The 22,526-nt window shown below is 68.7% G+C and carries 20 protein-coding genes and 4 tRNA genes; 4 read left to right on the top strand and 20 right to left on the bottom strand.

What is annotated here, in order from left to right; translation table 11 throughout:
• Nucleotides 1–80 precede the first annotated feature (80 nt).
• The gene (locus tag VM306_RS16515) at nucleotides 81–1,562 is read left to right on the top strand and encodes an LVIVD repeat-containing protein (RefSeq protein WP_414672392.1); all 1,482 of its coding nucleotides are present in this window, start codon (nucleotides 81–83) and stop codon (nucleotides 1,560–1,562) included.
• A gap of 15 nt (nucleotides 1,563–1,577) precedes the next feature.
• On the opposite strand, the gene VM306_RS16510 is transcribed toward VM306_RS16515, so the two are convergent.
• The 8 genes from VM306_RS16510 to VM306_RS16475 all read right to left on the bottom strand — a co-directional run bounded on the left by VM306_RS16510 (nucleotide 1,578) and on the right by VM306_RS16475 (nucleotide 8,619).
• Nucleotides 1,578–2,738: an MFS transporter gene (locus VM306_RS16510; RefSeq protein WP_325515874.1), complete on the bottom strand. Its 1,161-nt coding sequence runs from the start codon at nucleotides 2,736–2,738 to the stop codon at nucleotides 1,578–1,580.
• Nucleotides 2,739–3,134, bottom strand: a complete 396-nt coding sequence (locus VM306_RS16505) for a VOC family protein (protein ID WP_325515873.1) — start codon at nucleotides 3,132–3,134, stop codon at nucleotides 2,739–2,741.
• Nucleotides 3,135–3,188: 54 nt separating this feature from the next.
• The gene (locus tag VM306_RS16500; protein ID WP_325515872.1) at nucleotides 3,189–4,322 is read right to left on the bottom strand and encodes a low temperature requirement protein A; all 1,134 of its coding nucleotides are present in this window, start codon (nucleotides 4,320–4,322) and stop codon (nucleotides 3,189–3,191) included.
• Nucleotides 4,319–5,350 carry an ABC transporter ATP-binding protein gene (locus VM306_RS16495; protein WP_325515871.1) on the bottom strand — a complete coding sequence of 344 codons (1,032 nt, stop codon included), beginning with the start codon at nucleotides 5,348–5,350 and terminating at the stop codon, nucleotides 4,319–4,321. The genes VM306_RS16500 and VM306_RS16495 overlap by 4 nt, the downstream gene beginning before the upstream one ends.
• Before the next feature lie 5 nt (nucleotides 5,351–5,355).
• Complete coding sequence (locus VM306_RS16490) at nucleotides 5,356–6,159, bottom strand: ABC transporter permease (protein ID WP_325515870.1); 804 nt, start codon at nucleotides 6,157–6,159, stop codon at nucleotides 5,356–5,358.
• The gene (locus VM306_RS16485) at nucleotides 6,144–7,064 is read right to left on the bottom strand and encodes an ABC transporter permease (RefSeq protein WP_325515869.1); all 921 of its coding nucleotides are present in this window, start codon (nucleotides 7,062–7,064) and stop codon (nucleotides 6,144–6,146) included. Before VM306_RS16485 ends, VM306_RS16490 begins: the two co-directional genes overlap by 16 nt.
• Nucleotides 7,061–8,182: an ABC transporter substrate-binding protein gene (locus VM306_RS16480; protein WP_325515868.1), complete on the bottom strand. Its 1,122-nt coding sequence runs from the start codon at nucleotides 8,180–8,182 to the stop codon at nucleotides 7,061–7,063. The genes VM306_RS16485 and VM306_RS16480 overlap by 4 nt, the downstream gene beginning before the upstream one ends.
• A gap of 89 nt (nucleotides 8,183–8,271) precedes the next feature.
• Nucleotides 8,272–8,619: a hypothetical protein gene (locus VM306_RS16475; protein WP_325515867.1), complete on the bottom strand. Its 348-nt coding sequence runs from the start codon at nucleotides 8,617–8,619 to the stop codon at nucleotides 8,272–8,274.
• A gap of 55 nt (nucleotides 8,620–8,674) precedes the next feature.
• Between VM306_RS16475 and VM306_RS16470 the strand changes: the two genes are divergently transcribed.
• Nucleotides 8,675–8,950 (top strand): pyridoxamine 5'-phosphate oxidase family protein, encoded by a 276-nt coding sequence (locus tag VM306_RS16470; protein ID WP_325515866.1) that lies wholly within the window; start codon nucleotides 8,675–8,677, stop codon nucleotides 8,948–8,950.
• On the opposite strand, the gene VM306_RS16465 is transcribed toward VM306_RS16470, so the two are convergent.
• Both VM306_RS16465 and VM306_RS16460 read right to left on the bottom strand, forming a co-directional pair.
• Entirely contained in the window at nucleotides 8,896–9,822 is a 927-nt protein-coding gene (locus VM306_RS16465; RefSeq protein WP_325515865.1) for a hypothetical protein, read from the bottom strand. The two genes, VM306_RS16470 and VM306_RS16465, sit on opposite strands and share 55 nt — an antisense overlap.
• Before the next feature lie 89 nt (nucleotides 9,823–9,911).
• A complete protein-coding gene (locus tag VM306_RS16460) occupies nucleotides 9,912–10,484 on the bottom strand; it encodes a hypothetical protein (RefSeq protein ID WP_325515864.1) in 573 nt (190 codons plus the stop codon).
• A gap of 151 nt (nucleotides 10,485–10,635) precedes the next feature.
• Between VM306_RS16460 and VM306_RS16455 the strand changes: the two genes are divergently transcribed.
• Entirely contained in the window at nucleotides 10,636–13,551 is a 2,916-nt protein-coding gene (locus VM306_RS16455; protein WP_325515863.1) for an AfsR/SARP family transcriptional regulator, read from the top strand.
• Here VM306_RS16455 and VM306_RS16450 read toward each other — a convergent pair.
• Together VM306_RS16450 and VM306_RS16445 are read right to left on the bottom strand one after the other, a co-directional pair.
• Nucleotides 13,542–14,726 (bottom strand): helix-turn-helix transcriptional regulator, encoded by a 1,185-nt coding sequence (locus tag VM306_RS16450; RefSeq protein ID WP_325515862.1) that lies wholly within the window; start codon nucleotides 14,724–14,726, stop codon nucleotides 13,542–13,544. The two genes, VM306_RS16455 and VM306_RS16450, sit on opposite strands and share 10 nt — an antisense overlap.
• 103 nt (nucleotides 14,727–14,829) lie before the next feature.
• The gene (locus VM306_RS16445; RefSeq protein WP_325515861.1) at nucleotides 14,830–15,012 is read right to left on the bottom strand and encodes a hypothetical protein; all 183 of its coding nucleotides are present in this window, start codon (nucleotides 15,010–15,012) and stop codon (nucleotides 14,830–14,832) included.
• 219 nt (nucleotides 15,013–15,231) lie between these two features.
• Between VM306_RS16445 and VM306_RS16440 the strand changes: the two genes are divergently transcribed.
• Entirely contained in the window at nucleotides 15,232–15,858 is a 627-nt protein-coding gene (locus tag VM306_RS16440; protein ID WP_325515860.1) for a hypothetical protein, read from the top strand.
• 48 nt (nucleotides 15,859–15,906) lie between these two features.
• Here VM306_RS16440 and VM306_RS16435 read toward each other — a convergent pair whose 3' ends face one another.
• From VM306_RS16435 to VM306_RS16400, 8 genes are all read right to left on the bottom strand, one after another.
• Nucleotides 15,907–19,083, bottom strand: coding sequence for an ATP-binding protein (locus VM306_RS16435; RefSeq protein WP_325515859.1), 3,177 nt, complete (start codon nucleotides 19,081–19,083; stop codon nucleotides 15,907–15,909).
• Nucleotides 19,080–19,679: a hypothetical protein gene (locus VM306_RS16430; RefSeq protein ID WP_325515858.1), complete on the bottom strand. Its 600-nt coding sequence runs from the start codon at nucleotides 19,677–19,679 to the stop codon at nucleotides 19,080–19,082. The genes VM306_RS16435 and VM306_RS16430 overlap by 4 nt, the downstream gene beginning before the upstream one ends.
• 13 nt (nucleotides 19,680–19,692) lie before the next feature.
• A complete protein-coding gene (locus VM306_RS16425; RefSeq protein WP_325515857.1) occupies nucleotides 19,693–21,309 on the bottom strand; it encodes a tyrosine-protein kinase family protein in 1,617 nt (538 codons plus the stop codon).
• A gap of 2 nt (nucleotides 21,310–21,311) precedes the next feature.
• Nucleotides 21,312–21,902 carry a TIR domain-containing protein gene (locus tag VM306_RS16420; RefSeq protein WP_325515856.1) on the bottom strand — a complete coding sequence of 197 codons (591 nt, stop codon included), beginning with the start codon at nucleotides 21,900–21,902 and terminating at the stop codon, nucleotides 21,312–21,314.
• A gap of 160 nt (nucleotides 21,903–22,062) precedes the next feature.
• Nucleotides 22,063–22,134 (bottom strand) — tRNA-Val (locus VM306_RS16415).
• A gap of 1 nt (nucleotide 22,135) precedes the next feature.
• Nucleotides 22,136–22,208 (bottom strand) — tRNA-Gly (locus tag VM306_RS16410).
• 154 nt (nucleotides 22,209–22,362) lie between these two features.
• Nucleotides 22,363–22,434: transfer RNA gene (locus tag VM306_RS16405), tRNA-Val, on the bottom strand.
• 1 nt (nucleotide 22,435) lies between these two features.
• A tRNA-Cys gene (locus VM306_RS16400) sits at nucleotides 22,436–22,507 on the bottom strand.
• Nucleotides 22,508–22,526: the final 19 nt, after the last annotated feature.

The raw sequence follows: 22,526 nt of genomic DNA, 5'->3' as shown, positions 1-22,526 counted from the left end.
ACCCTCCGAAAGAAGCTGGCCTTTAGCAACGCGAACGGGTCATACTCCCCCTCACCAACCCGTAATGAGGGGGTAAAGCAGTGACTTCACGCGCAACGGCCCGGCGGCGCAGAGCGCCGTTGTCGGTTCTGGGGGCGCTCGCGCTGACGCTGTCGACGTTGACCGCGCCCGCGTACGCCGAGCCCGACCTCCCTGCCGATGGCAAGGGACTGAGCGAGGCTCAACTCGAAGCGCAGGCGGAAGCGGTCGACGGCCTTCCGGGGGTTGACGAGATCTCCCGCAGCCGCAACATGGTCCCGGTCGCCCACCTGGACAAGCAGGCTCCGCTCGACTCGACGCAGACCGACATCGCGTTCCAGGACAACTACGCGTTCGTCGGCAACTACAACGGGTTCGTCGTCTACGACGTCCGCAACCCGAAGAAGCCGACGATCAAGAGCCAGGTCCTGTGCCCCGGCTCGCAGAACGACATCTCGGTGTACGGGAACCTGCTGTTCCTGTCGACCGACTCGTCGCGCAGCGACAACTCCTGCAACAGCGTCTCCCAGCCGGCGACCGAGAAGTCGTCGTGGGAGGGCATCAAGGTCTTCGACATCAGCAACAAGTCGGCGCCGAAGTACGTCGCCGCCGTCGAGACCGACTGCGGTTCGCACACCCACACGCTGGTGCCGGCCAAGGACAAGAAGAACGTCTACCTCTACATCTCGTCCTACTCGCCGAGCGCCACGTTCCCGGACTGCCAGCCGCCGCACGACAAGATCTCGATCGTCAAGGTCCCGGTGCGCAACCCGGCGTCGGCCTCGCTGATCAAGGCTCCGGTCGTGTTCCCGGACGGCGGCAACCCCGGCCGCGGCGGCACCATCGAGACCGGCTACACCTCGGCCACCACCGGCTGCCACGACATCACCGTCTACCCGCAGCTCGACCTCGCGGCCGGCGCGTGCATGGGTGACGGCGTGCTGTGGGACATCTCCGACCGGGAGAACCTGGTCGAGATCAACCGGGTCCAGGACGACGCGCACTTCGCGTTCTGGCACTCCGCGACGTTCAACAACAGCGGCACCAAGGTCGTCTTCACCGACGAGCTCGGTGGCGGTGGCGCGGCGACGTGCAACGAGAAGATCGGCCAGACCCGTGGCGCCAACGGCATCTACGACATCGTGGGCAAGGGCAAGAACCGCAAGCTGGTCTTCAAGTCCTACTACAAGATCCCGCGCATGCAGGGTGACACGGAGAACTGCGTCGCGCACAACGGCTCGCTGATCCCGGTGCCCGGCAAGGACATCATGGTGCAGTCCTGGTACCAGGGCGGCATCTCGGTGTGGGACTTCACCAACTCGAGCAAGCCGCGTGAGATCGGCTTCTTCGAGCGCGGCCCGATGCCGAACGGCGGGGGCGGCGGTACGTGGTCCACGTACTGGTACAACGGCTACATCTACTCCTCGGAGATGGGCCGCGGCTTCGACGTCATCGACATGCGCGACCCGCGCACGTTCGTGGCGAAGCTGTTCCGCACGGACGAGCTGAACGTCCAGACCCAGGGGAACTTCTACCGCGGGTAGGAGCTCTCTCCCGGATCAGCGCGGCTGCCGTCGTTCGGCAGCCGCGCTGACCGCTGTCAGGACCAGGGTCACCGCCACACCGCCGAAGACCGCCCAGATCGGTGAGCCGACGTCCATCGCCCACGCGATGACCACGGCCGTGAGCCCGTACCCCGCACCGGTCACCGCGTACATCATCGAGAACCCCGGGGCGTGCGCGCCGACCGGAAGCCGTTCGCGCAACGCCAGGCTCCGCGTCACCAGCACACCGGACTGGAACAGCCCGGCCGCCAGCAACGCGCCCGTGATGCCCGGCAGGTTCGGGAACAGCGCCACCGCGCCCACGCAGGTCACCGTGATGACGAGCAGCACCAGCCCCTGCGTGCGGAACGTCCCCGGCCACGGCCGCAGCCCGTACAGCACCGCGCCCAGCGCGCTGCAGGCGGCGAACCCGGTGAGCAGCGGCCCGGTCCAGCCGATGCCGATCCCCCGGTGCTCCAGCAACGCGGGCAGCACGAGCTCCGCGACCGCCAGCTGCGCCAGTGCCGCCGCGCTGACGAGGTAGATCGGCCACGCCGACGCGACCACGCGCGTCTTCGCCGTGCCGGAGCGGGACGTCACGTGCCCGCGCGGCAGGATGAACACCAGCCACGCCGCCACGACGACGAGCGACACCGACACCACGACGGGCGCACGGCGGTCGACGCCCAACGCCAGCACGGTGACCAGTGCGGGCGCCACCGCCCAGACGACCTGCGTGATCATGGCGTCGAAGCCCATCGCCTTGGGCACCAACGCGTCCGGCACCAGCCCGAGCAGCATCGCGCGCAGCCCGCCCGGTGTCGTCGACGGCCCGGCGCCCGCCACGAACGCGGCGATCACCAGCACCGTCACGTTCGTCGTCAACGCCAGCGTCGTGAACGCGGCCGCGCCGACGACCAGCCCGATCGACAGCTGCCCGCGCATCCGCGACGGGTCGAGGAACAGGCCCAGCAGGGCGGCGCCGAGGATCTCCCCGAGCACGTAGACCGCCACCAGCGACGCGGCCAGCACGTAGCCGCCGGGCAGTCCCCTGGTCAGGAACACCATCATCAGCGGCGTCATGGACATCGGCAGCTTCGCGGCGACCGTCACGACGGCGCACGCGAGCACGTCCCGGTTCGCGAGGTCGCGGTAACCGGCAGCGGAGATCGTCATCTACTCACCCAGCTCCTGGAACAGCGTCAGCTGCAGCCCGGCCGGTGCGGCGAGGCGCGCGTTGAGCGAGTTCCACGGCGTACGCGTGGGTTCCGCGATCACCTCGGCCCCGGCGGCCTCCAGCTCACGGGTGACCGCGGCCGAGTCGTCCACCTCGAAGGCCACCCGGACGTGCCCGGCGACGCGCCTGCCGACCTCGACGGAGTCGATGAACTCGGCGTGCGGCGGATCGGTGATCTCCAGCGTGGCCCGTCCGGCCTCGAGGATGGTGACCCTCCCGCCGTCGGACGAGAACGCCGCCCGTTGCTCCAGGCCGAGCACATCTCGGTAGAAACGCAGGGCCTCGTCGTAGTCGTCGGCGGTGACGACCAGGCGGAGTTCACGGACACCGGTCATGGCGACGATCATCGCACCACCGGCGTCAGAACGAGGAGAAGACGCGGAAGTGCCTCACACGTCGACGCGCTGCGGCTCCCCCGACACGAGCCGGGTGGCGACGACCAGTGCCAGCGTGATGCCCGCCGTGACGTGGATCGGGGCCGGCGCGAACGTCGCCGCGAGCACCGCGGCCGACCCGATCGGCAGCAGGTACCTGCGGATCCCCGACTGGCCGGGGCAGTCCTGCACGTACCAGACGCACAGGAAGAACACGGCCAGCGGCACCGTCGTGAACGCGGCGACCGTCGTGCCGGGAGCGTGCGCGAGGTGCAGGTCGTAGTCCACCGAGGCGGCGAGACCGGCGCCGAGCGCCGCGATCGAGCCGAGGATGAACAGGTGCGCGTAGCCCCAGAGGAACGCCTTCCCCAGGTTGAGCAGGTGGGTCGGCGCCTCGAAGTACACCCACCACACCGAGAACACGATGATCAGCGAGGCGGCGGCGAGCGAGATGAGGTCGACGCCGCTGTCGAAGCCCTTCTGGAACGCGAGCGTCGCCGCGAGGATCGACTCGCCGAGCACGATCAGCGTGAACAGGCCGTGCCGCTCGGCGATGTGGTGCGGGTGCCAGGTCGTGGCCCCCGAGCGCTCCGCCCAGGCCGGCACCAGCAGCTCGCCGATCATGAAGAGCACCCACAGCGGGATCTGGAGGGCCGGCGGCGCGACCACCACCCACAGCACCCACAGCACCTGCATGAACGCGATGCCACCGGCGTAGCGGCGGGCGCAGCCCTTGTGCTCGGGGTTGTCGCGCGACGCCCTCAGCCAGTGCGCGACCATCGCGAGGCGGATGACGACGTAGCCGCCGACGACGATCCGGTAGTCCTGGTGCTCGAAGACGGCGGGGACGCCCGCCGCCACCACGAGCACACCGGCGATCTGGACCATGGTGATGACCCGGTACAGCGTGTCGTCGTTGTCGAACGCGCTGGCGAACCAGGTGAAGTTCAGCCACGGCAGCCACAGCGCGAAGAACGCCATGCAGAACGCCATCACACCGGCGCCGGCGTGGTTCTCGGACACGGCGTGGTGCAGCGAGGCGGCGGCCTGGGCGACCGCCACCACGAAGCTCAGGTCGAACAGCAGCTCCAGCGGCGTCGCGACCCGGTGGGCCTCCGCCGTGTCGCGCGCGAGGAGCTTTCTGATCATCCCGGTACCACCATGATCCTGGAGTCGCTGAGGTCGAGCGCGACCCGCGTACCCGGCTGGTACGCGGAGGCGGAGTTCGACGGCTGGTCGACGCGCAGCACCTGCTCGCCGACCCTGACGGAGATCCGCGTGACCGGCCCGAGGAACGACTGGGTCAGCACGTCGCCCACGATCTTGCCACCGGCGTCCCCGTCGTGCTCGGACACCCCGATGTCCTCCGGCCGGACGATGACGCGGACGTCGCTTCCGGACGGCTGGTCGTGCTCGGCGGGGAGCGTGACGCCGTTGATCACGACGGTCTGGCCCTCCGCCTTGGCCTCCACCGAGTTCGTGACGCCGACGAACTGCGCCACGAAGGCGGTCTTCGGCTCGCGGTAGACGACGGACGGAGTGTCGAGCTGCTCCAGCCTGCCGTGCGACATGACGCCGACGCGGTCGGAGACGGCGAGCGCCTCCTCCTGGTCGTGCGTGACGAACAACGTCGTCATGCCGAGCTCCGTCTGGATGCGGCGGATCTCGTCGCGCAGGTTCACGCGGACCTTGGCGTCCAAAGCGGACAGCGGCTCGTCCAGCAGCAGCACGCGCGGCTGGATCGCGAGGGCGCGCGCCAACGCGACGCGTTGCTGCTGCCCGCCCGACATCTGGTGCGGGTAGCGACCGCCGAGGTGGGCGAGCCCGACCAGGTCGAGCAGCTCGTTCGTGCGCTTGGTGTCGCCCTTGCGCAGCTTGAGGCCGAACGCGACGTTCTGCGCCGCGGTCATGTTCGGGAAGAGGCTGTAGGCCTGGAAGACCATGCCCATGTCCCGCTTGTTGGCCGGGACCTTCGTGATGTCCTTGCCACCCACCGTGACCGTGCCGGAGTCGGCGGTCTCGAAGCCCGCGACGATGCGCAGCGCCGTCGTCTTGCCGCAGCCGGACGGGCCGAGGAGGCTGACGAGCTCGCCCTCGGCCAGTTCGAGGTCGAGACCGTCCAGCGCGACGTTGCCGCCGAAGGACTTGCGCAGTCCCGAGAGTTGCAGGTGGCTCATGGTTCTCAGTTACTCCCCTGCGAAGTTTCTTCTTCGGCGACGGTCTGACGGCGCCGTTGGCCGACGTATGAGAGTGCGAACAGGAGGACGAACGCGAAGAGCAGGCACAGCAACGACACCGCGATGGACACACCCGCGTTCCGCTTGCCCAGCAGGTTGACCTGCACCTGCAACGTGTCGAAGTTCAGCAGCGACGCGATGGTGAACTCGCCGAGCACCAACGCCACGGACAACAGCGACGCACCTATCAGCGCGACGCGGATGTTCGGCACGACGACCTTCCACAGCACCGTGAACCACGACGCGCCGAGGCTGCGTGCGGCTTCGGCGAGCGTCTTCAGGTCGATCGCGGCGAGTCCGGCGTCGACCGCGCGGTAGGCGAACGGCAGCACCAGGACCGTGTAGGCGAAGGTCAGCGTCAGCGGCGAGTCGCCGAGGAAGTAGTTCACCCACGCGTAGAGCGGCGCCATGCCGACCACCAGCACGATCGCGGGGATCGCGAGCGGCAGCAGGCACAGGAACTCCACGAACCGCTGCAACTGGGGAAGTCTGAGCCGGATCCACGCCATCGTCGGCACGAGCAGCACCAGCATCAGCACCGCGCTCGTGACCGACAGCAGCAGCGAGTTGACGAGCGCCTCCATCAACCCGTCGTCGTCGACGATGGACGTCCACGACTCGAGGCTGCGGGTGTTGTCCCTGCCCCGCGTGGAGAACTCCGCCATCGCGATCAGCGGCAGGACGAAGTAGACGCCGAGGACCAGCAGGATGATCGTGCGCAGGACGCGTTGCTTCACTGGCGAACCCACTTGGCCACCCTCTTCTGCAGCAGCACGTTCACGCCCATCGCGATGCTCACGACGATGACCATGCCGAGCCCGAGCGCCTTGCCGAGGTTCTCCTGACCGAGCACGACCTCACCGGTGAGGAACCCGCGGATCTGCAGCGGCACGATCGGACTGCCCTGCGAGACGAGCGCGGCTGCCGTGGCGTAGGCGCTGAAGGCGTTGGCGAACAACAGGAGCAGCGCGCCGAGGAACGGCGGCAGCAGGATCGGTCCGCCGACGTGCCTCCAGTACGTCCAGCTCGTGCCGCCGAGGCTCGCGTTCGCCTCGCGCCACTGCGGCCGCAGACCGTCGAGCGCGGGCAGGAACACGATGACCATCAACGGGATCTGGAAGAACGTGTAGACCAGCGTCAGCCCCGGCAGCTCGAACAGCCACGCGCTGCCGGCGAACAGGTCGATGCCGGCGTTGTCGCGCAGGAACTTCGTGACGAGACCTTCGAAGCCGACCGTCGCGAGGAAGGCGAACGCGAGCGGCACGCCACCGAACTGGGCCAGCACACCGCTTCCCGCGACGACGACCCGGCGCAGCATCCCCTCCGGGTCGCCGACCGCGATCGCCCACGTGAGCAGCGCGCCGAAGACCGCGCCGATCACCGCCGTGAGCGCGGAAAGCTCGATGCTGCGCACGAAAGCGTCGAAGACGACACCCGTGAACAGGGTCGTGAGGTTGTCGAGGGTGAAGGCGCCGCCGGAGTCCTGGAAGGCGCCGACCAGCACGAGCACCGTGGGGTAGACGAGGAAGATCCCGACGAACGCGAGGAACGGCACCGCGACGAGCCAGGCGGCCGCCGATGGCCGACCGGCGGCCCCACCCTTGATCCTGGTGGAACCGCCGGGCGTCGTCGCTACGGGAGCGACACTGGTCATCCGATGGCCTGAGCCCAGGTGGCGGTGAGCACGGCCTTGGCCTTGTCGGCCTGCGCCTGGGTCTGGAAGACCTGCTTGCCGTCGGTCTTCGGCAGCTTCTCCTTCGCGGCCTTGTCCGCCTTGTCGCCCATCTTCTCCAGGCGGACCGGGCGCGACATGCCCTTCAGGTACAGGTTCTGGCCCTCGTCGGAGTAGAGGAACTCCTGCCACAGGCGCGCGGCCGCGGGGTGCGGGGCGTCCTTGCTGATGGCCTGGTTGTAGTAGCCGCCGATCTGGGCCTCGGCCGGCACGACGACCTTCCAGTCGAGCTTGCCCTTGAGCTTCTCGGTCTGCGCGGCGTTGGTGTAGTCCCAGTCGATGACGACGGGCGTCTGCCCGGACTCGATCGTCGCGGGCGAGGGATCGACCGGCTGGAAGTTGCCGGCGGCCTTGAGCTGCTTGAAGAACTCGACACCGGGAGCGATGTCGTCGGCGGAACCACCGTTGCCCAGCGCCGCCATCACGACACCGGAGAACGCGGCGCCGGCCTGCGTCGGGTCGCCGTTGAGCGCGACCTTGCCCTTGTACTCGGGCTTGAGCAGGTCCTTCACACTCGCCGGCGCGGGCACCTTGGCGGCGTCGTACCCGATCGACATGAAGCCGCCGTAGTCGCCGTAGTACGCGCCGTCCGCGTCCTTGAGCTCCGCGGCGATGTCGTCCCAGGTGCTGACCTTGTAGGGGGCGAACAGGTCCTTGTTGGCGAGCGCCACGTTCAGCCCGAGGTCGAACACGTCGGGCGCGCGGTCGTTGCCCTTGAGCTGCTTGGCGGCGTTGATCTCCTCCTGGCTCGACGCGTCCGGCTGCGCGGAGTCGACCTTGATGCCGTACTTGGCCTCGAACGCCTTGATGATCTCGCCGTAGTTGGCCCAGTCGGGAGGAAGCGCGATGACGTTGAGCCCGCCCTCCTTCTTGGCCTCCTCGACCAGCTTGTCCACACCGCCGAACTCCGCCGCCGACTTGGCGGTCCCGGCCGCACCGGCCTGCGTCTCCTTGGCGGGCGGGGCGCCACAGGCCGCCACCGCCAGCACCAACGCACCGACACCGATCAGTTTCGTGGTGACGTTCCCTCGCTTCAGCACAGGCGGAGGATTCGCGCGGATCGCTTTCGTTGTCAAGCCAACCGCGCCGGTTGAGACCTTCTCGACTCCAACCGTGAATTCTCGGCGTCTCAGGGGTTGCCGCTGAATGCTTTCCGAGCCGCGTCCAGGTGCTGCGCACCGATGCCGGTACCGGGATCGACGTGGACGAGCGCAGTGGTCAGGTGCCGTCGCTTGTGGACGAACCGCTCCCGGCGCGCGGCGTGGAGCCCGAAGTCGTCGTCGAACCAGACAAGGGGCCGCTCGTAGGCGTACCGGGCAACGGCGGGGTACTTCCACCCGTGGTCCGGGTCGAGGTGGATGCGCAGCTTCCGCCACCACCCGACCTTGATGTCGAACGGCCGGTAGTTCGCCGGCTTCGGGTTCGCCGCCCACGGGTTGAGCGGCCCGTCCACGTCGATCAGGATCAGCGGTGTCACCACGCCCAGCATGCCCGAGTCGTCGAAAACGCGGCTCCCCGTTCGTACAAACGGCATGTTCACCGAAGAAGAGACCGCCTACCTCCGCTCCCAGCCCCTGGCCCGCCTGGCCACGATCAACGAGGACGGCCAACCGGACGTCGTCCCCGTCGCGTTCGAGTACGACGGCACCCATTTCTGGGTGGGCGGCGTGGGCACCCGGGTCCTCGCCACTCGCAAGTTCCGCAACATCACCGCGGCGAACCCGCGGGCGAGACCTGGTACGAGCCCCGCAGGTCATGAGGCACGCCGGGCCGAACACACCGCCGACCCGCCCCACCGAGCCCCGTAGAGCAGTCCCGGCAGCAGCCGCCGGAACCGCAGGTGCAGGTCCCCCGCCCGGTCCACCGCCTGCTGCATCCCGCCCGGCTCCGCGTCGGACCGCAGCAACACCCCGTCGAACGTGCGCACGATCCGCTTGACGTCGCACTCGAACCGGACGCGCAGGTCGAACAGGTCGCACGGCCGTTCGGGCACGTGCAGCACGCACGGGTGCATGGCGTCGCGGCTCTGCAGGCGGTAGCGCAGCGCGAAGTCGTGCGACTCGCCGCGCGCCAGCGTGGTGGCCGGGACGAGTGTGAAGCCGGGACGTTCCAGACCCCTGTCGCGCAACGTGCCCCCGTACATCAGGTGCACGTCCACGTCCCGCCTGCGCACCGGGAACACGGGGGCGAACTCCAGCGAGTCCACCCCGTCCTGGTCCGCGACGACCTGGTAGCGCTCCACCACCTCCGGCTGCCCCTGGTCCAGGGTGACCGCCACGGCCAGCTCCGCGGTGTGCCAGCCGCCGACGTCGCGCCGGGTGGTCGTCGCGGCCAGTTCGGCCAGCTGGTAGACCGCGTCGTCCACGCGCCGGCGCACGGTGCGGGCATCGCGGTCGATCTCCGCCGCCACCCAGTTCACGCGCTCGCCGTAGAGCGGCTGCCGGACGTCGGAGGTGAGACCGAACGCCGCCCGCGCCGGCAGCTGGAGATCCTCCGGCAGCTGCTCGACCAGCTCGCTCAGCCTGGTGACGAGCTTCTGCTTGGCGGCGACCGACCCGTCGGCCCGCGTGATCCCGCACGAGGCGGCCAGCGCCGGACCGATCCTGTCCAACAGCCGCGGCGCGTGCACGCCCCGTCCCTTGCGAAGCGTCTTCAGTTCCCGGACCAGGTTCGTCGTCATCTCCGCTCTCCCTCCCCTTGCCTGCTCGAGTGCGGCGGAGGCAGGGTGCGTCGACCGTGTGGACGAGAAGTGGACACGCCGTGGATCGGTCAGACGTGGTCCGGCCGCAGGACGGTCCGTGCCACCGATGAGGCCAGCGCGATGCCCAGCCGCACGCCGTCGCGACCGAGGAACACCCGTGACGTGCCGATGCGGTCCAACGCCCGCTGGTCGACGGCCCCCAGACCGAACGCGATCATCTCCGGGCACGACACCGTCTCCGTGAGCCGCGCCAACGCGACGGGCCAGGCCGGATCCGTCGCCCTGCCGTCGGAGACGAAGAACAGCACCGGCCGGCGAACCCCGATCCGCTGAGCCTTGAGCGTCTCCACGTCACGCTCGATGACGGCGCGCACGAGGGTGAACGCCGCACCGAAGTCGGACCCCGGCTCCTGTCGCGGCGTGATCAGCTCCGCCGGGTCGAGCGCGGGCGCGAGAGGGTGCACGACCAGCGGTCTGTCGGCGAAGACCACGACGCAGAGCCGCACCTGCGCCGCGGGCCGCCGCTCCGCGTGCACCACACCCCGGAACTCGCGCATCCCGGCGTTCACCTCGTCGATGTGGCCGGTCATCGAGAACGAAACGTCGCACACCACGTAGCAGGGCAGCACATCCGGCACCATCGGTCTCCCCCTCGGTACTGAGCGTCACTGCGGAGCACCGTTACCTGATCGCGTTGATCAAAGGTGGACAAAAAGCGGATGAACCGACACACCGGCGGGACATTGCGCGACATTCCACCCAGACAGGAGTGCGGACACCGAGGAGGTCGGCGTGGAGTTCCGGATGCTGGGTCCTTTGGAGGCGTGGCACGAGCACAACTCCGTTCAGTTGGGAGACCAGCAGCAACGCTTCATCCTCGTCGTGCTCCTGTTGCACGCGAACAAACCCGTCTCACCCGAACGGCTCACTGAAACGGTGTGGCCCGGCAACCCCGATCGCCGGAGCCTGGTCCGCAGCTACATCAAGAGGCTCCGCACGGCGTTCGAACCCACCGACGCTTCGATCGAGACGACACCCACGGGTTATGTGCTGCGCGTCGACGAGGACCAGATCGACGCAGCGCGCTTCGACCGGTTGCGCGAAGAAGCCGCGCAAGCCCTGCAGGACAACTACCAGCGCAAGGCCGTCGATCTGCTCAGAGCCGCTGTCGCGCTGTGGCGCGGTCCTTTCCTGGACGACATCGACATCGACCGCGTCGGCGGTACTTCCGTGATCACGCCGGCCGAGAGCTACAAGGACGCGCTCGGCGATCTCGCCGAACTGGAACTGCACATCGGCGACCACAGATCCGCACGCGACCGGATGCGCCGTGCCCTGCCGACTGATCCCGCCAACCAGAAGTACGCCGAGCTCCTCATGCGCGCCCTGATCGCGGGCGGAGACGGAGTGGGCGCCATCCGGATCTACAAGAGCACCTGCGGTGCACTCGCGGAAGCCGGGTACGAGCCGGGATCGGTGCTGCGCAAACTGGCCGCGCTGGCCGAGCGCGGCGCCCCGGTCAGCTCACTGCCCTCGCGCCCTGGCGGGTTCACCGGCCGGGACGAGGAGCTGAATACGATCGAGGCGGCCGCAGCCGGATCAGACGAACGGCGCGCGGTGTGGATCAGCGGTGCACCCGGCATCGGCAAGACCGGCCTGGCCGTCGAGGCCGCCCACCGCCTGCGCCACCGGTTCCCGGACGGACAACTCCTGGTTCGGCTCAACGGTTTCACACCGAACGTCGCACCGATGTCGATCTCGGACGCGTTGACCCAGCTGCTCACCGAACTGGGCGTGCCGGCGGAACAGATCCCCGACACCGTGGGACGCAAGGCGACGCTCTACCAAACCCAGCTGTACGGCACGAAAACCCTTGTGGTGCTGGACAACGCGGCCTCACCGGAGCAGATCCGGCCACTGCTGCCCGAGACGTCCGACTGCTTCGCCGTGGTCACCAGCAGGAAGATGGGCGATCCGGACATCAGCGAGCACGTCCGGCTCACACCCATGCCGCCAGCCGACGCTTCCGCGCTGTTCCAGAGGCTCACCGGCCACGCCCGCGTCCGCGGCAGGGCGGCGGACGTGGCGGGCCTGGTGAAGCGCTGCGGGTACATGCCGGTGTCGATCACCGTTGCGGCGGCGTTGCTGCGCAAGCACGACAGGTGGTCACTGGACCACCTCCTCGGCCTGATCGACGACAGCGGCGCCTGGCGGGAGGACGGCGCCGCGATCCACGCGTCGTACCGACACCTAGACGACCAGCAGCAGCAGGTCTTCCGGTTGTTCGGGCACCTGCCGGGACCCGATGTCGATCTCGTCGGCGCGGCGGCCCTCCTCGGCCGCGACGTCGCCGGCACCCGCAAGCTGCTCGACGACCTGCACGAGGTCTGCCTGCTCGAAGAGGTCGCACCGGACCGCTACCAGATGCTCGACTCGATCAAGGAGTTCGCCGCTCTCGAGTCCCCGGACCCGGACGCGTTGGTGCGCCTGCTCGACTTCTACCTGGTCACGCTCGCGAACGCGGTCGGCACCGCGTACCCGTTCGACCGCGCGGCCCAGCCGTGCTCGGACCGGACGAGCCCGCACGGCCTGCGGTTCGACGACAAGGGCAACGCACTGGCGTGGATCAACGCGGAGCGCGACAACCTGGCCGCCGCGATCCGGCACGCGGGTGAGCAGGGGCTGGTCGACCACGCGTGGCAGCTCGCCGTGCTGATCTGGCGGCACCACAACACCGCGAACCGGTTCACGGACTGGATCGAGGCCATGGAACTGGCCAGGGACGTCCTGTCCGGCAGGAGCGACCGCTACGGCGAGGCGCACGTGCTGCTCCGCCTCGCCATCGCGAACGACAGGCTCGGCAAGCACGCCGAGGCGGTGGAACTCGCCGAACAGGCACTGTCCAGGTGGCGCGACATCGGTGACGTGCTGGGCGAGGCGTCTGCCCTCTGCACGGTCGCCGTCTGCGCCATGCAGCTCGGCCGGCACCGCGAAGCGATCGCGCATTTCGAGTCCGCGCTGGAGAAGTACGAGCAGTGCGGCGACCTGCGCGGCCAGGCGCACGCCCTGGGCATGCTGGGCTACCTGAACGAACAGCACCGCGAACACGACCTCGCGATGCAACGCCACGGTGCGGCCGTGGAGATCCTCCGCAGGATCGGTCACCAGCGCGGTCTCGCCCACGAGCTCAACAACCTCGGCGCGAACCGGCAGCACCTGGGGATGCTGGACGAGGCCATCGTCGACCACATCGCGGCGCACGAGATCGCGGAGGAGCTGGAGGACACCGTCGTGGCCGCGTACGCGCTGACCAACATCGCCGACGCGCACCGGCTGGCCGGGAGGCTCCCCGAGGCGCGCCGCCACCACCGGCTCGCGTCCGAGGCCGCCAGCGGAGTGGACGACGCCGACCTGCGCGCCCGGCTCTGCCGGGACCAGGCCGCCACCGCCGACGCCGGGGGCGACCAGCACGCGGCGCTGCGGCTCTACCTGGAACTGCTCGACCGTGCGACCGGCACGGGCAACCGGACCCACCGCTCGCACGGTGAGATCGGTGTGGCGCGGACGATGCACGCGCTCGGCCGGCACGCCGACGCGGTCGCGCACTGGGAGGCCGCTGAGGCGGTGTTCACCGAGCTCGGCCAGCCGGAGGCGGAGGAGGTGCGGGCCGAGCGCGCGGCTTTGACCTGCGCGTGCGGTCAGCGGTGAGCCAGCAGCCGCTTGAGGCCGGGGTAGACCTCCCGCACGGCGTCCTGGTTGTGCCACCTGCCCAGGGTCCTGGCCAGCTGCCGCAGGTCGGTCCGCACCGTCGCCGAGTCGACGTGCGCCACGTCGTCGAAGGTGCCGGCGAGAGTGCGGCAGCTCTGCTCGACCTCTCCCGACAACGCGTGGGCCAGCGACCGCCGTGCGCCGAACCTGGCCCTGGTGCGGCGTGACCGGGCGGGCACCGACGCCAGCTGCCGGTCGAGCACCGCGGCCGCCTCGGCGTTGAGCCCGAGGTCCGACAACGACCACCCCCGTGCCAGCTCGAGGGGATCGGGCGCGCTGGGTCCGAGCGCGGAGTACGGGCCGTCCGGCGCCTCGGACACCATCAGCTGCGCGGCGCGGTCGAACGCGCTCTCGGCGGCGTACCGGTCGCCGGCGAGCGCGTGCCCCTGTGCTTCCCGTCGTGCGGCCAGCGCGAGTACGCGCGAGCCGGCCCTGCCGATCCACTGCGCCTGCTGGGCGAGGCTGATCGTGTTCGCGGCATCTCGCCGGTAGAGCGCGATACCCGCCTCCCTGACGAACGCGTAGCTCGCGATGTCCGGGTTCCCCGCCGCGCGCGACAGTTCCGAGGCCTGCCTGGTCCACCACACCGCGTTCTGCTCGTCACCGGCCTCCTGGCTCATCCAGCCCGTGTACTCGGCGATCCGCGCGGCCAGCAGGAGCAACCGGGTGGCGACCGGCCCCGTGTTCTCCCGCGCGAGCCCGTGCACCGTGCGGTGCAAGGCTTTCAGCGGTTCGAGGACCACCACCGGACTGGTCTGTAGCCCGAGCCCGCGCAGCTGCTCGAACGACGTGCGCATGCCCGCGATCACCTGCTCGTCCGGCACCGGTCGCGTCCCGCTGCCCGCGAGCGCCCCGACACCGAGCATCGTGCCCACCACCAGCACCTGCCGGCGGCCGAGCGCGGGCCCGCCGTGCGCCGCGGCCTCGACCAGCCGCCCGCCGGCCTCGAGCACGCCGTCGCAGAGCCGCGCCACGGTCGGTGTCGGCGGTTTGAGGTCGTTCTCGATCTTGCTGAGATAGCCCTTGCTGTAATGAATCAGCTTCGCCAGCCGTCCCATCGACAGGCCTGCGGCGATGCGGTGCCCGCGCAGCAGCTCACCAAAAGTCTCGGCCATGATTACCTCCATCTCCGGCGTCCTGCGAGTACATCAGCAGAATCATCACCGCGCAATCACCCCGACCATTGTCACCAATGGCCGGGGCGCATTTGCGGCTACCTCAGTCGTGCCACGGGTTGCCGCCGCCGTCCGGCGTCTCCGTGGTGGTTGTGGTGGTCGGCGGCTTGGGCGGGTTCTCCTCGTCCGCGTTGGCCGCGACACCACCGGAAACGGAAGCGGCGACCGCGATGGCGGTGAGCAGCGTGGCCGCACCGGCCGCGAAAGTGGACACGATTTTGGACATGGCGAATCCTCCGAAGGGATCGGAATTGTTTTCCGGATTTCGCCCGCTCTCTGCGGGCTCCCTTCGAGCATTCGTCTTCGAAAAGCGCGGAACCAGGTGTTTCCCGTTGCCCACCGAGGTGGTCAACACGTCCACTCCTCATCCACTTCTGGTCAACACCCGAGATGGACGATGCGCACGCACCCGGTCGCCGGCCGGGAAGTCATCAGGGAGGTTGGAGTGACCGAATCCGCGAGCTACGACATCGCCGTGTCGTTCGCAGAGGAACAGCGCGCCGTGGTCGACGAGGCGGTCGAGGCGTGCCGTCAGCGCGGCCTGACCGTGCTGGAGAGCAACGACCTGCCGGAGGCGGAAGTGCGTTTCCTCGTGCCGTTCGTGTCCAGTGCGGACGAGGTGCGGACGAACGACGAGCACGTGCTGCCGGTGCTCACCGGCGAGGACCCCGCGGCGTCACCGCACCTGCACGCGGACGGCAACCTCGTCGACACACTGGTGTCGCGCGTGGAGGAAGCCGAGACATCGGGCCGCCGGCGCGTACCCGTCGCCGACCTGGTGGCCGCCCTCAAGCAGCCCGAACCGGAACCCGCGCCCACCGTCCAGAACAACGCCCTGCGCACCCTGGCCGAGCAGTTCGTGGCCGCCTCCCCCGCGCTCGCCAAGCGCGGCCTGGCCGGCACGTTGCACCTGGGCGACACCACGGTCTCGGTGCGCGTCGACCGAGCGGACAACACGGTCTACGCCGTCGAGGTCCGTGACGACGACGTCGTGAACTTCGTCGTCCTCGGCGACTCCTCCGACCAGTTCTCCGGCCTGTGGCAACGGATCGAGGACATGCTGACCGCGTAACGCCGACGCGAAACGGGCGGTGCCCCCGTTCGGGGACACCGCCCTTTCTCACTTCCTGGCCCGCTCGACCACTTCCTCCAGCCGCAGCGGACTGGGCGGATGGTGACTCAGGCACAACGGCGCCCGCATCCGCCGGAACCCGAACGTGTCCCCGGTGACGTAGAACTGCCCGCGCTCCAGCCGCGAGATGTCCGCGACCGAACTCCCCTTGGCCCGAGCCATCTCCGTAGCCGCGGCGATCTGCGCGGGACTGTTCAACCGCCCGAAGAACTGCGTGGTGGCGTTACCGGTGATCTGGTTGTGCACACCCTTGGGCGCCTGCGTGGCCAACAACAACCCAAGCCCGTACTTACGAGCCTGCGAAGCCAGCAGAATCGTCGTCTGCGTGCTGGCCGTGACCCCGCCGGACGGCGCGATCGTCTGCGCCTCGTCCATCACCAGCAGCCCGCCAAGAGGCCGGTCCACCGCGGGGTTCCGCTTGATCCAGGCGAAAACCTCGAGCTGCAACTGGCTGATGAACCCCTGCCGCTGCTCGTCGGAAGGCAACCCGACAAAACTGATGACCGAGATCCGCGCCTTCTTGCCCTCCGAAGGCTCGAGCAACACGCCGGGATCAGTGGGTTCCCCTTGCCCACCAAGCAAGGGATCGTTGACCATGGCCGCCCTCAACGTCTCCGCGAGATCAGCCGCGGTAGCCGTCGCCGAGCTCAGCTTGCTGACCCCGTCCGGCAACTCGGCCAGCAGGTCCACGAACCCGTTGAGATCCCGCCGATCGTTGCGCGCGTAGTACTTCAACGCCTCCTTGAGCACAGCCCGCCCCCGAACAGCGAACTTGGTCTCGTTGGCGATACGGGCATGGGGCACCAGCCGGGCCACCGCGGCCTCGATGGCCGCGACGAACTCGTCCTCGTCCCCCCGGACCTCGGCGAAGTCGGGCAACGGGTGGAACACCAACGGCCGCCCGCTGGCCCGCCCCGGCGTCCACACCACTACCTCGGTGCCGGCCAGGTACTCGGCGGCTTTCGCCTCATCCCCTGCCAGCCACTCCCCAGGCGGCTCCGGCCAGGCGTCCCCGAGCCGCGCCAGGTCGTTGTTGGGATCCAGCACGATCGCCGAGACCCCTTGCAACGCACACTCTTCGACGATCCGGCGCAACAACACCGTCTTGCCACTACCGGACCCGGCGAACACGATCGCGTGCTTGCGCAACGACTCCAGCGCGATCCGGATCTCGCCGTCCATCCCGAGCACGATCTCGCCGTCCCGCACGGGCAGGTCCCGCTGCGGCTCTGACCGCGGTTGTGGTGCCGGCTGAAGCCGCGGTTCCGACTGCGGTTCCGACTGCGGCTGCGGCGTTTCGGGCTTCGGCCGTGGCGGAGGACGCGTCTCCTGGTGCCCGCTCCTGCTCCCGCCCCTCGCCGGATCCGGCAGGATCGTCTTCAGGAACGTCCTGCTGCTGGCCGGTTTCCGCGCCACCAGCCACGCGAGCAGCTGGTGCGACTGCGACGACCACATCTCCTTGAGCGCGATGAACGTGCGCAGGTCCTCGTCCGACACGTCGATGCTCTTGCCGCCGCGCTTCACGAACTCCGCGACCTCGCCCCTGGTCTTCGCCCCGGTCCAGCCCTTGGAGCCGTTGCGGATGAGCACGAGATGCCGGCCGCGGCCGTCCTCGGCCGCCGCGCGAGCGCTCCGGAACCTGCGCAGCACGGTGTTGCCGTGACCGCTGGCGATGAGCCTGAAGACCCAGCGCTCCTCGACGTCCCGTTCCTCGTCCACGGTGTGCCGCAAGCTCGCGTGCAGGCTCTTGTCACTGGACTGCGGTTCGGGGTGCCAGGCCAGGTCGTCGTTGCCGATCTCGGTGACCCACGACCTCAACCCCGCCAGCAGCAACGCCGGCATCACCTCGTCCTCGTTCTGCAGCCTGACGTCGGCGGCGGCGATCGCGGCCTTCTCCCGCAACCGCGCGAACCTGGCGTCGAGCTCGACGAGGTAGTCCGGCTCCGCCCCCGCCTGCGGCGTGAACGCGACCTTCGGAGCGGGCTTCTCCTCCTGCTCCGGCTCCTGGAAGGACCGGAGCTCCCTGACCTCCCCGTGCAGGCACGCCTCCGCGTGGGCGTGCAGGCGTTTGAGCAGCGTGCGCGGCGTCTCGTCCTGCCAGTCGGCGCCGAACGCCTCCGCCGCCACCGGCCAGGTCGGGTGAGGAGGCGTGATCCCGTGGCCCTGGTAGATCACCGCGAGCCACTTCTCGACCAGTTTCCTGGCGATCGAGGGGTCCGAGACGGCCCCCAGGATCGGCGTCAACGTGAACCGGTCGCCGACCGTGTCGCTGGCAGCCTTGCGCAGCTTGACCCACGTGGTGGGCAGGCACGCGACGATCGTCACCGTCCGCCGGGTGATCTCGCGCAGCTGCATCAACCCGTCCGAGATGAGCGCGAGCTCACCGGCCTCCTCGGGGCTGAGGTCGTCCTCGATGAGGTCCTGGGTCTTGTTGACCACGGTGTCCAGCTGGTCGATCGCGACCACGCAGGGACCGGTCAGCGCCAGGACCCGCGAGATGTCCTGCACCACCTGTCGCGCCGGCCTCGACTTGGCCGACAGCCCCCACCCGGCGCGCTCGCCCTTCTCGTCGTCGAGCCCCTCGAGGTAGTTCCTGCCGATCGACGAGTGCTTGGACGCGTACAGCACCAGGGCGCGGATCACCTCGTCGCACTCGCTGGCGATCCGGGCGTCCACCTTGTGCAGACCCTCGACGAGGGCGTCCAGGTGTTCCGGCTGCAACGGCGCTTCGCGCACGATCGCCGCGCTGACGTCCGCGGGCAGGTCCGCACCGCGGCACAGTTCCCGCAGCAGCACGATGAGCTGGAGCTGGCCGCTGTCATCGGTCCTGAGCAGCTCGCTGCGCATCGCGTCGGCGACGTCGTCCCAGAACATCGCCGCCGAGCTGACCTCGATCAGGAAGAAGTAGCCACCGATCTCCTGCACCATGGTGCGCACCGTGCCGAGCAGGTGGGTCTTCCCGACGCCCTTGCGGCCCTGCAGGACGAGTCCGATGGGATTGGACCCCGTGCTGTCCCTGGCGTCCGCGATGGCCGTCCTGATGCGGTGCTCCGCCCTGGTGTGCAGCCCGTCGACGTGCGAGGGCGAGGTGCGCCAGACGTCGTCCGGGGTCTCGGCCGAGTTGAACCGCAGGACGGCCAGCGCCTCCCGCAGCTGCGCGGTCATGACTCCTCCATCGCCACGAGGTGCAGGTCCTCGCTGCCGACCCGCAGCGCCGCGGCGTGGTCCTCGGCGGTGAGCACCTTGGTGTTGGACTCGGGCGCCAGGTGGACGGTCCCGGTCTTCATCATCTTCACCAGCACGTCGTCGACCTCACCCCTCTCGGCGCCGTTGAGCCGCGGCCGGATGCGGGCGAGCCGGATCCAGTCCTGCGGCTCGACGGCGAGCTCCTCGTAGACGGACCGGATCAACGACTCCAGGTCGCGGGACCGGATCACCTCGACGAGCGTGCCGCGAGCTTCGTGGTGCACGATGAACTTCTTCAACAGGCCGAACGTGACGCGCGCGTGCGAGGTCGACCTCGGCGGCAGCTCGCCCTTCACGAGGTCCTGCAGGCACCAGGCGATGCCTTCGTCGGTGATCTCGTGAACCATGGGCCGCACGTCTTCGGCCGTCCGGATCAACCCTGCCTCGTTCAACTTGCCCCGGCCGGGCTTCGTGAGCTTGACCTGCTCGTTCAGCTCCGTGTTCGGCATCTTCCGGTTCTCGAGCATGAGCACCATCAGGGCCGCACGTTCGGGGGCGCCAAACTTCTCCGGCATCACGCCGCCTCTCTCAGTCGGTGAACGCGTTGAGTCGTCGATCGATCCGGGCGAGCAGCTCGGTCACCGCGGCCCGGAGTTCCGGTGGCATCGCGGTCTGAGCGCCGTTGCCGTGTGACTTGCTGATGAGCGCGAGATCAGCCGAGTGGTCGAGCAGCAGCTCCATGTCGCCGCCGTCGAGCGCCGCGGTCATGCCCCGCACGGTGTCCTGGGCGAGCGCGAATCGGCCGGCGTAGGGCATCTCCGCCGGAAGACCGCGCAACGCGGTCGCGGCCGCCACCAATGCCTCGTGATTGGGTTCGTGCCCATCAGTGCGCTGGATGAGGGCGTGGAGCTGCCGCGCGACCAGCTCCGGCTGCGAGCCGAGCTCCAGGTGCCGCAGGTTGCGCAGGAAGCCGGGAAGCTTGTCCCGGTCCGTGTTCTTCGACAGCACGCAGAACAACTGCCGCTGGTCACCCTCCGGTCCGATGGCGTGCCGCAGGAAGCGTTCGGCCTCGGTGATCTGCCACCGGCTCGCCTCCCCGTCCACCAGGAGGCACAGGTGCTCCGCCGGCACGCCGGCCCGTTCCAGGATCTCCGGGTCGCCGGACACCGAGCGCTCGGCCCGCACGCCGAGCGCGTTCAGCTGGGCGACGAGTTCCTCGGTGGCCTTCTGCAACGTCCGCGGACCGGACACCAGCACGTCGAGGTCGAAGTCCCGGTGGTGGTTGCGGGCCGCCGCGACGTAGGCGTCGCGGTTGTCCTCCAGCACGTCCGTGCGGTCGAACCCCTGCGCGATCACCGCGGCGATGGTTTCGAGCGCGTACGAGATCTGGTCGGGGGACGGGACGGGTTCGTCCAGCACCGGCAGTTGTTCACCGAAGCTCCAGTAGGACACGTAGGGCACGGTGAGGTGCCGCAGCATCCGGTCCTCCGGGACGCTCTTGACGAGCCAGTTCTCGAACAGCGGGGTGACGACCTTGGCGCACTTGCGCTGCCAGTTGTCCGCGCGCTCGTACTCCACGCGGTTGTCCAGCCGCGACAGCACGGGGAGCACGGTGTGCCGTGGCCGGTCGTACGGCATCCGGTCCCGCGCGTCGTCAGCGCGCCGGGCGATGTCGACGACCTCGTCGAGGTTCTGGTCGTTGGCGGTGAAGACGACGACCAGCCGGTCCGGCAGATGGGCCGTGCAGATGCTCGCGATGTCGGAGATGCCGGTCCTGCTGTCGAGCAGGACGAAGTCGTGGTCGGCGGTCCAGATGTCGCGGCAGGTCTCGAGGAAGGTCGCGAACCCCTGCGGGTACAGCTTCTCCCAGTCGATCGACTGCATGCGTCCCATGTAGTCGCGGTCCATCTTCCCCGCGGCCAGCAGTCCGAGTGAACCGGCGCCCTCCACGTCGACGTCGACGATGTGCGGGGCAGGTCTTTTCGCGCCCGCGAGGAAATCGTGCGCGAGATCGACGACACCGCCCTGGGGCGGTCCCGACATGAGCGGTGCGAAGTAGTGGTGGAGGCCGGGGGCTTCCAGGTCCCAGTCGATCGTCAGCACCCGGTAACCCCACCGGGCGAGCAGCACCGCGATGCTGGCCATGGTGAAACTGCGCCCGACGCCGCCTTTGTAGGAGTAGAAGGTGATGACGGTCCCAGCCATGGTCAGAACCTCGGTAGCTGCGTGGGCGGCAGGAGCGGGGGGTTCGGGGGATCGACGTCAGGCCAGTCCGCCTGCCACGGAGGTGCCAGCTTGGCGAGCTTGACGAGGTCCGCGGCCAGCGTGTTGACCCGAGTGTGGAATCGCAGGTATTTCTTGCTCTGCTGGTAGACCGGGTCCGGGTGGGCCACGTCCTTGAAATCCACCCACGCACGTTCTTTTTCCTCGAGCGGAAAGTTCTCGGAATCGGCGTAGAGGATGGGATAAATCAGCCCCTGCGAGACCTCCAGACTGGCCAGACCCAGCATGTCCTCTCTGGCCCGCATGCTCTTCTGCTCGGCCATGCACCACCGCGACTGGTAGTACTGCGGGGTCAGCAGCTGGATCATGATCTTGCTGTGCCGCAGTGCGTCCTGCAGGTTCGACGGCCAGTGCACGCCGCGCTCCATCGAGCGGTCGACGTACACCGTCGGCGTCGGTGCGTAGTGGTCGGCCAAGCATTCCCGGAGCTTGTCGAGGAAGTGGTTCAGCAACCATCTCTGCACGCTGCCGTATCGGCAGTAGCTGATGAAGAAGTCGTACTTGTAGCCGGACACGGCAATGAACAATAGAGGCGGTCACGCCGCCATAAAAGACAAAAAAGTGGGCATTTTCGGCCGTTCCGACCATTAATTGGACAAAAACTGGGCGGTGACCGACAGGTCAGGAACAGCAAGAAGCCCCCGATCATATTCGATCGGGGGCTTCCCGGTTGAGTGGACGATACTGGGATTGAACCAGTGACCCCTACCGTGTCAAGGTAGTGCTCTCCCGCTGAGCTAATCGTCCGAGCGGATGACGAGACTCGAACTCGCGACCCTCACCTTGGCAAGGTGATGCGCTACCAACTGCGCTACATCCGCGTTGCCCCTCGGTTTCCCGTGGTGCGAGAGGAACTTTATCCGACGGTCCCCCGAAGTTCCAAATCGGCTGATCTTGAGCGTGCGCGACCGCCGGCGGACCCCGGAAACGACAGCGGGCCCGGTGCGATGTGCACCGGGCCCGCTGCGATCCGAATGGACGATACAGGGATTGAACCTGTGACCCCTACCGTGTCAAGGTAGTGCTCTCCCGCTGAGCTAATCGTCCGAGGCGGAGACGGGAATCGAACCCGTGTACAGGGCTTTGCAGGCCCTTGCCTAAGCCACTCGGCCACTCCGCCAGGAGCATGAGTCCACAGC

Source organism: Lentzea sp. (genome assembly GCF_035525475.1).
In the GTDB taxonomy this organism is placed as follows: domain Bacteria; phylum Actinomycetota; class Actinomycetes; order Mycobacteriales; family Pseudonocardiaceae; genus Lentzea.
The sequence above is the reverse complement of the archived record's forward strand: the minus strand, read 5'-3'. Positions and strand labels throughout refer to the sequence as shown.

Excerpts from the sequence above, each read along its gene's own strand:
- VM306_RS16505 (WP_325515873.1), bottom strand. The coding sequence starts at position 3,134 with ATGACCGGTGTCCGTGAACTCCGCCTGGTCGTCACCGCCGACGACTAC.
- VM306_RS16500 (WP_325515872.1), bottom strand. The coding sequence starts at position 4,322 with ATGATCAGAAAGCTCCTCGCGCGCGACACGGCGGAGGCCCACCGGGTC.
- VM306_RS16445 (WP_325515861.1), bottom strand. The coding sequence starts at position 15,012 with ATGTCCAAAATCGTGTCCACTTTCGCGGCCGGTGCGGCCACGCTGCTC.
- VM306_RS16470 (WP_325515866.1), top strand. The coding sequence starts at position 8,675 with ATGTTCACCGAAGAAGAGACCGCCTACCTCCGCTCCCAGCCCCTGGCC.
- VM306_RS16430 (WP_325515858.1), bottom strand. The coding sequence starts at position 19,679 with ATGCCGGAGAAGTTTGGCGCCCCCGAACGTGCGGCCCTGATGGTGCTC.
- VM306_RS16450 (WP_325515862.1), bottom strand. The coding sequence starts at position 14,726 with ATGGCCGAGACTTTTGGTGAGCTGCTGCGCGGGCACCGCATCGCCGCA.
- VM306_RS16465 (WP_325515865.1), bottom strand. The coding sequence starts at position 9,822 with ATGACGACGAACCTGGTCCGGGAACTGAAGACGCTTCGCAAGGGACGG.
- VM306_RS16425 (WP_325515857.1), bottom strand. The coding sequence starts at position 21,309 with ATGGCTGGGACCGTCATCACCTTCTACTCCTACAAAGGCGGCGTCGGG.
- VM306_RS16435 (WP_325515859.1), bottom strand. The coding sequence starts at position 19,083 with ATGACCGCGCAGCTGCGGGAGGCGCTGGCCGTCCTGCGGTTCAACTCG.
- VM306_RS16510 (WP_325515874.1), bottom strand. The coding sequence starts at position 2,738 with ATGACGATCTCCGCTGCCGGTTACCGCGACCTCGCGAACCGGGACGTG.
- VM306_RS16495 (WP_325515871.1), bottom strand. The coding sequence starts at position 5,350 with ATGAGCCACCTGCAACTCTCGGGACTGCGCAAGTCCTTCGGCGGCAAC.
- VM306_RS16460 (WP_325515864.1), bottom strand. The coding sequence starts at position 10,484 with ATGGTGCCGGATGTGCTGCCCTGCTACGTGGTGTGCGACGTTTCGTTC.
- VM306_RS16485 (WP_325515869.1), bottom strand. The coding sequence starts at position 7,064 with ATGACCAGTGTCGCTCCCGTAGCGACGACGCCCGGCGGTTCCACCAGG.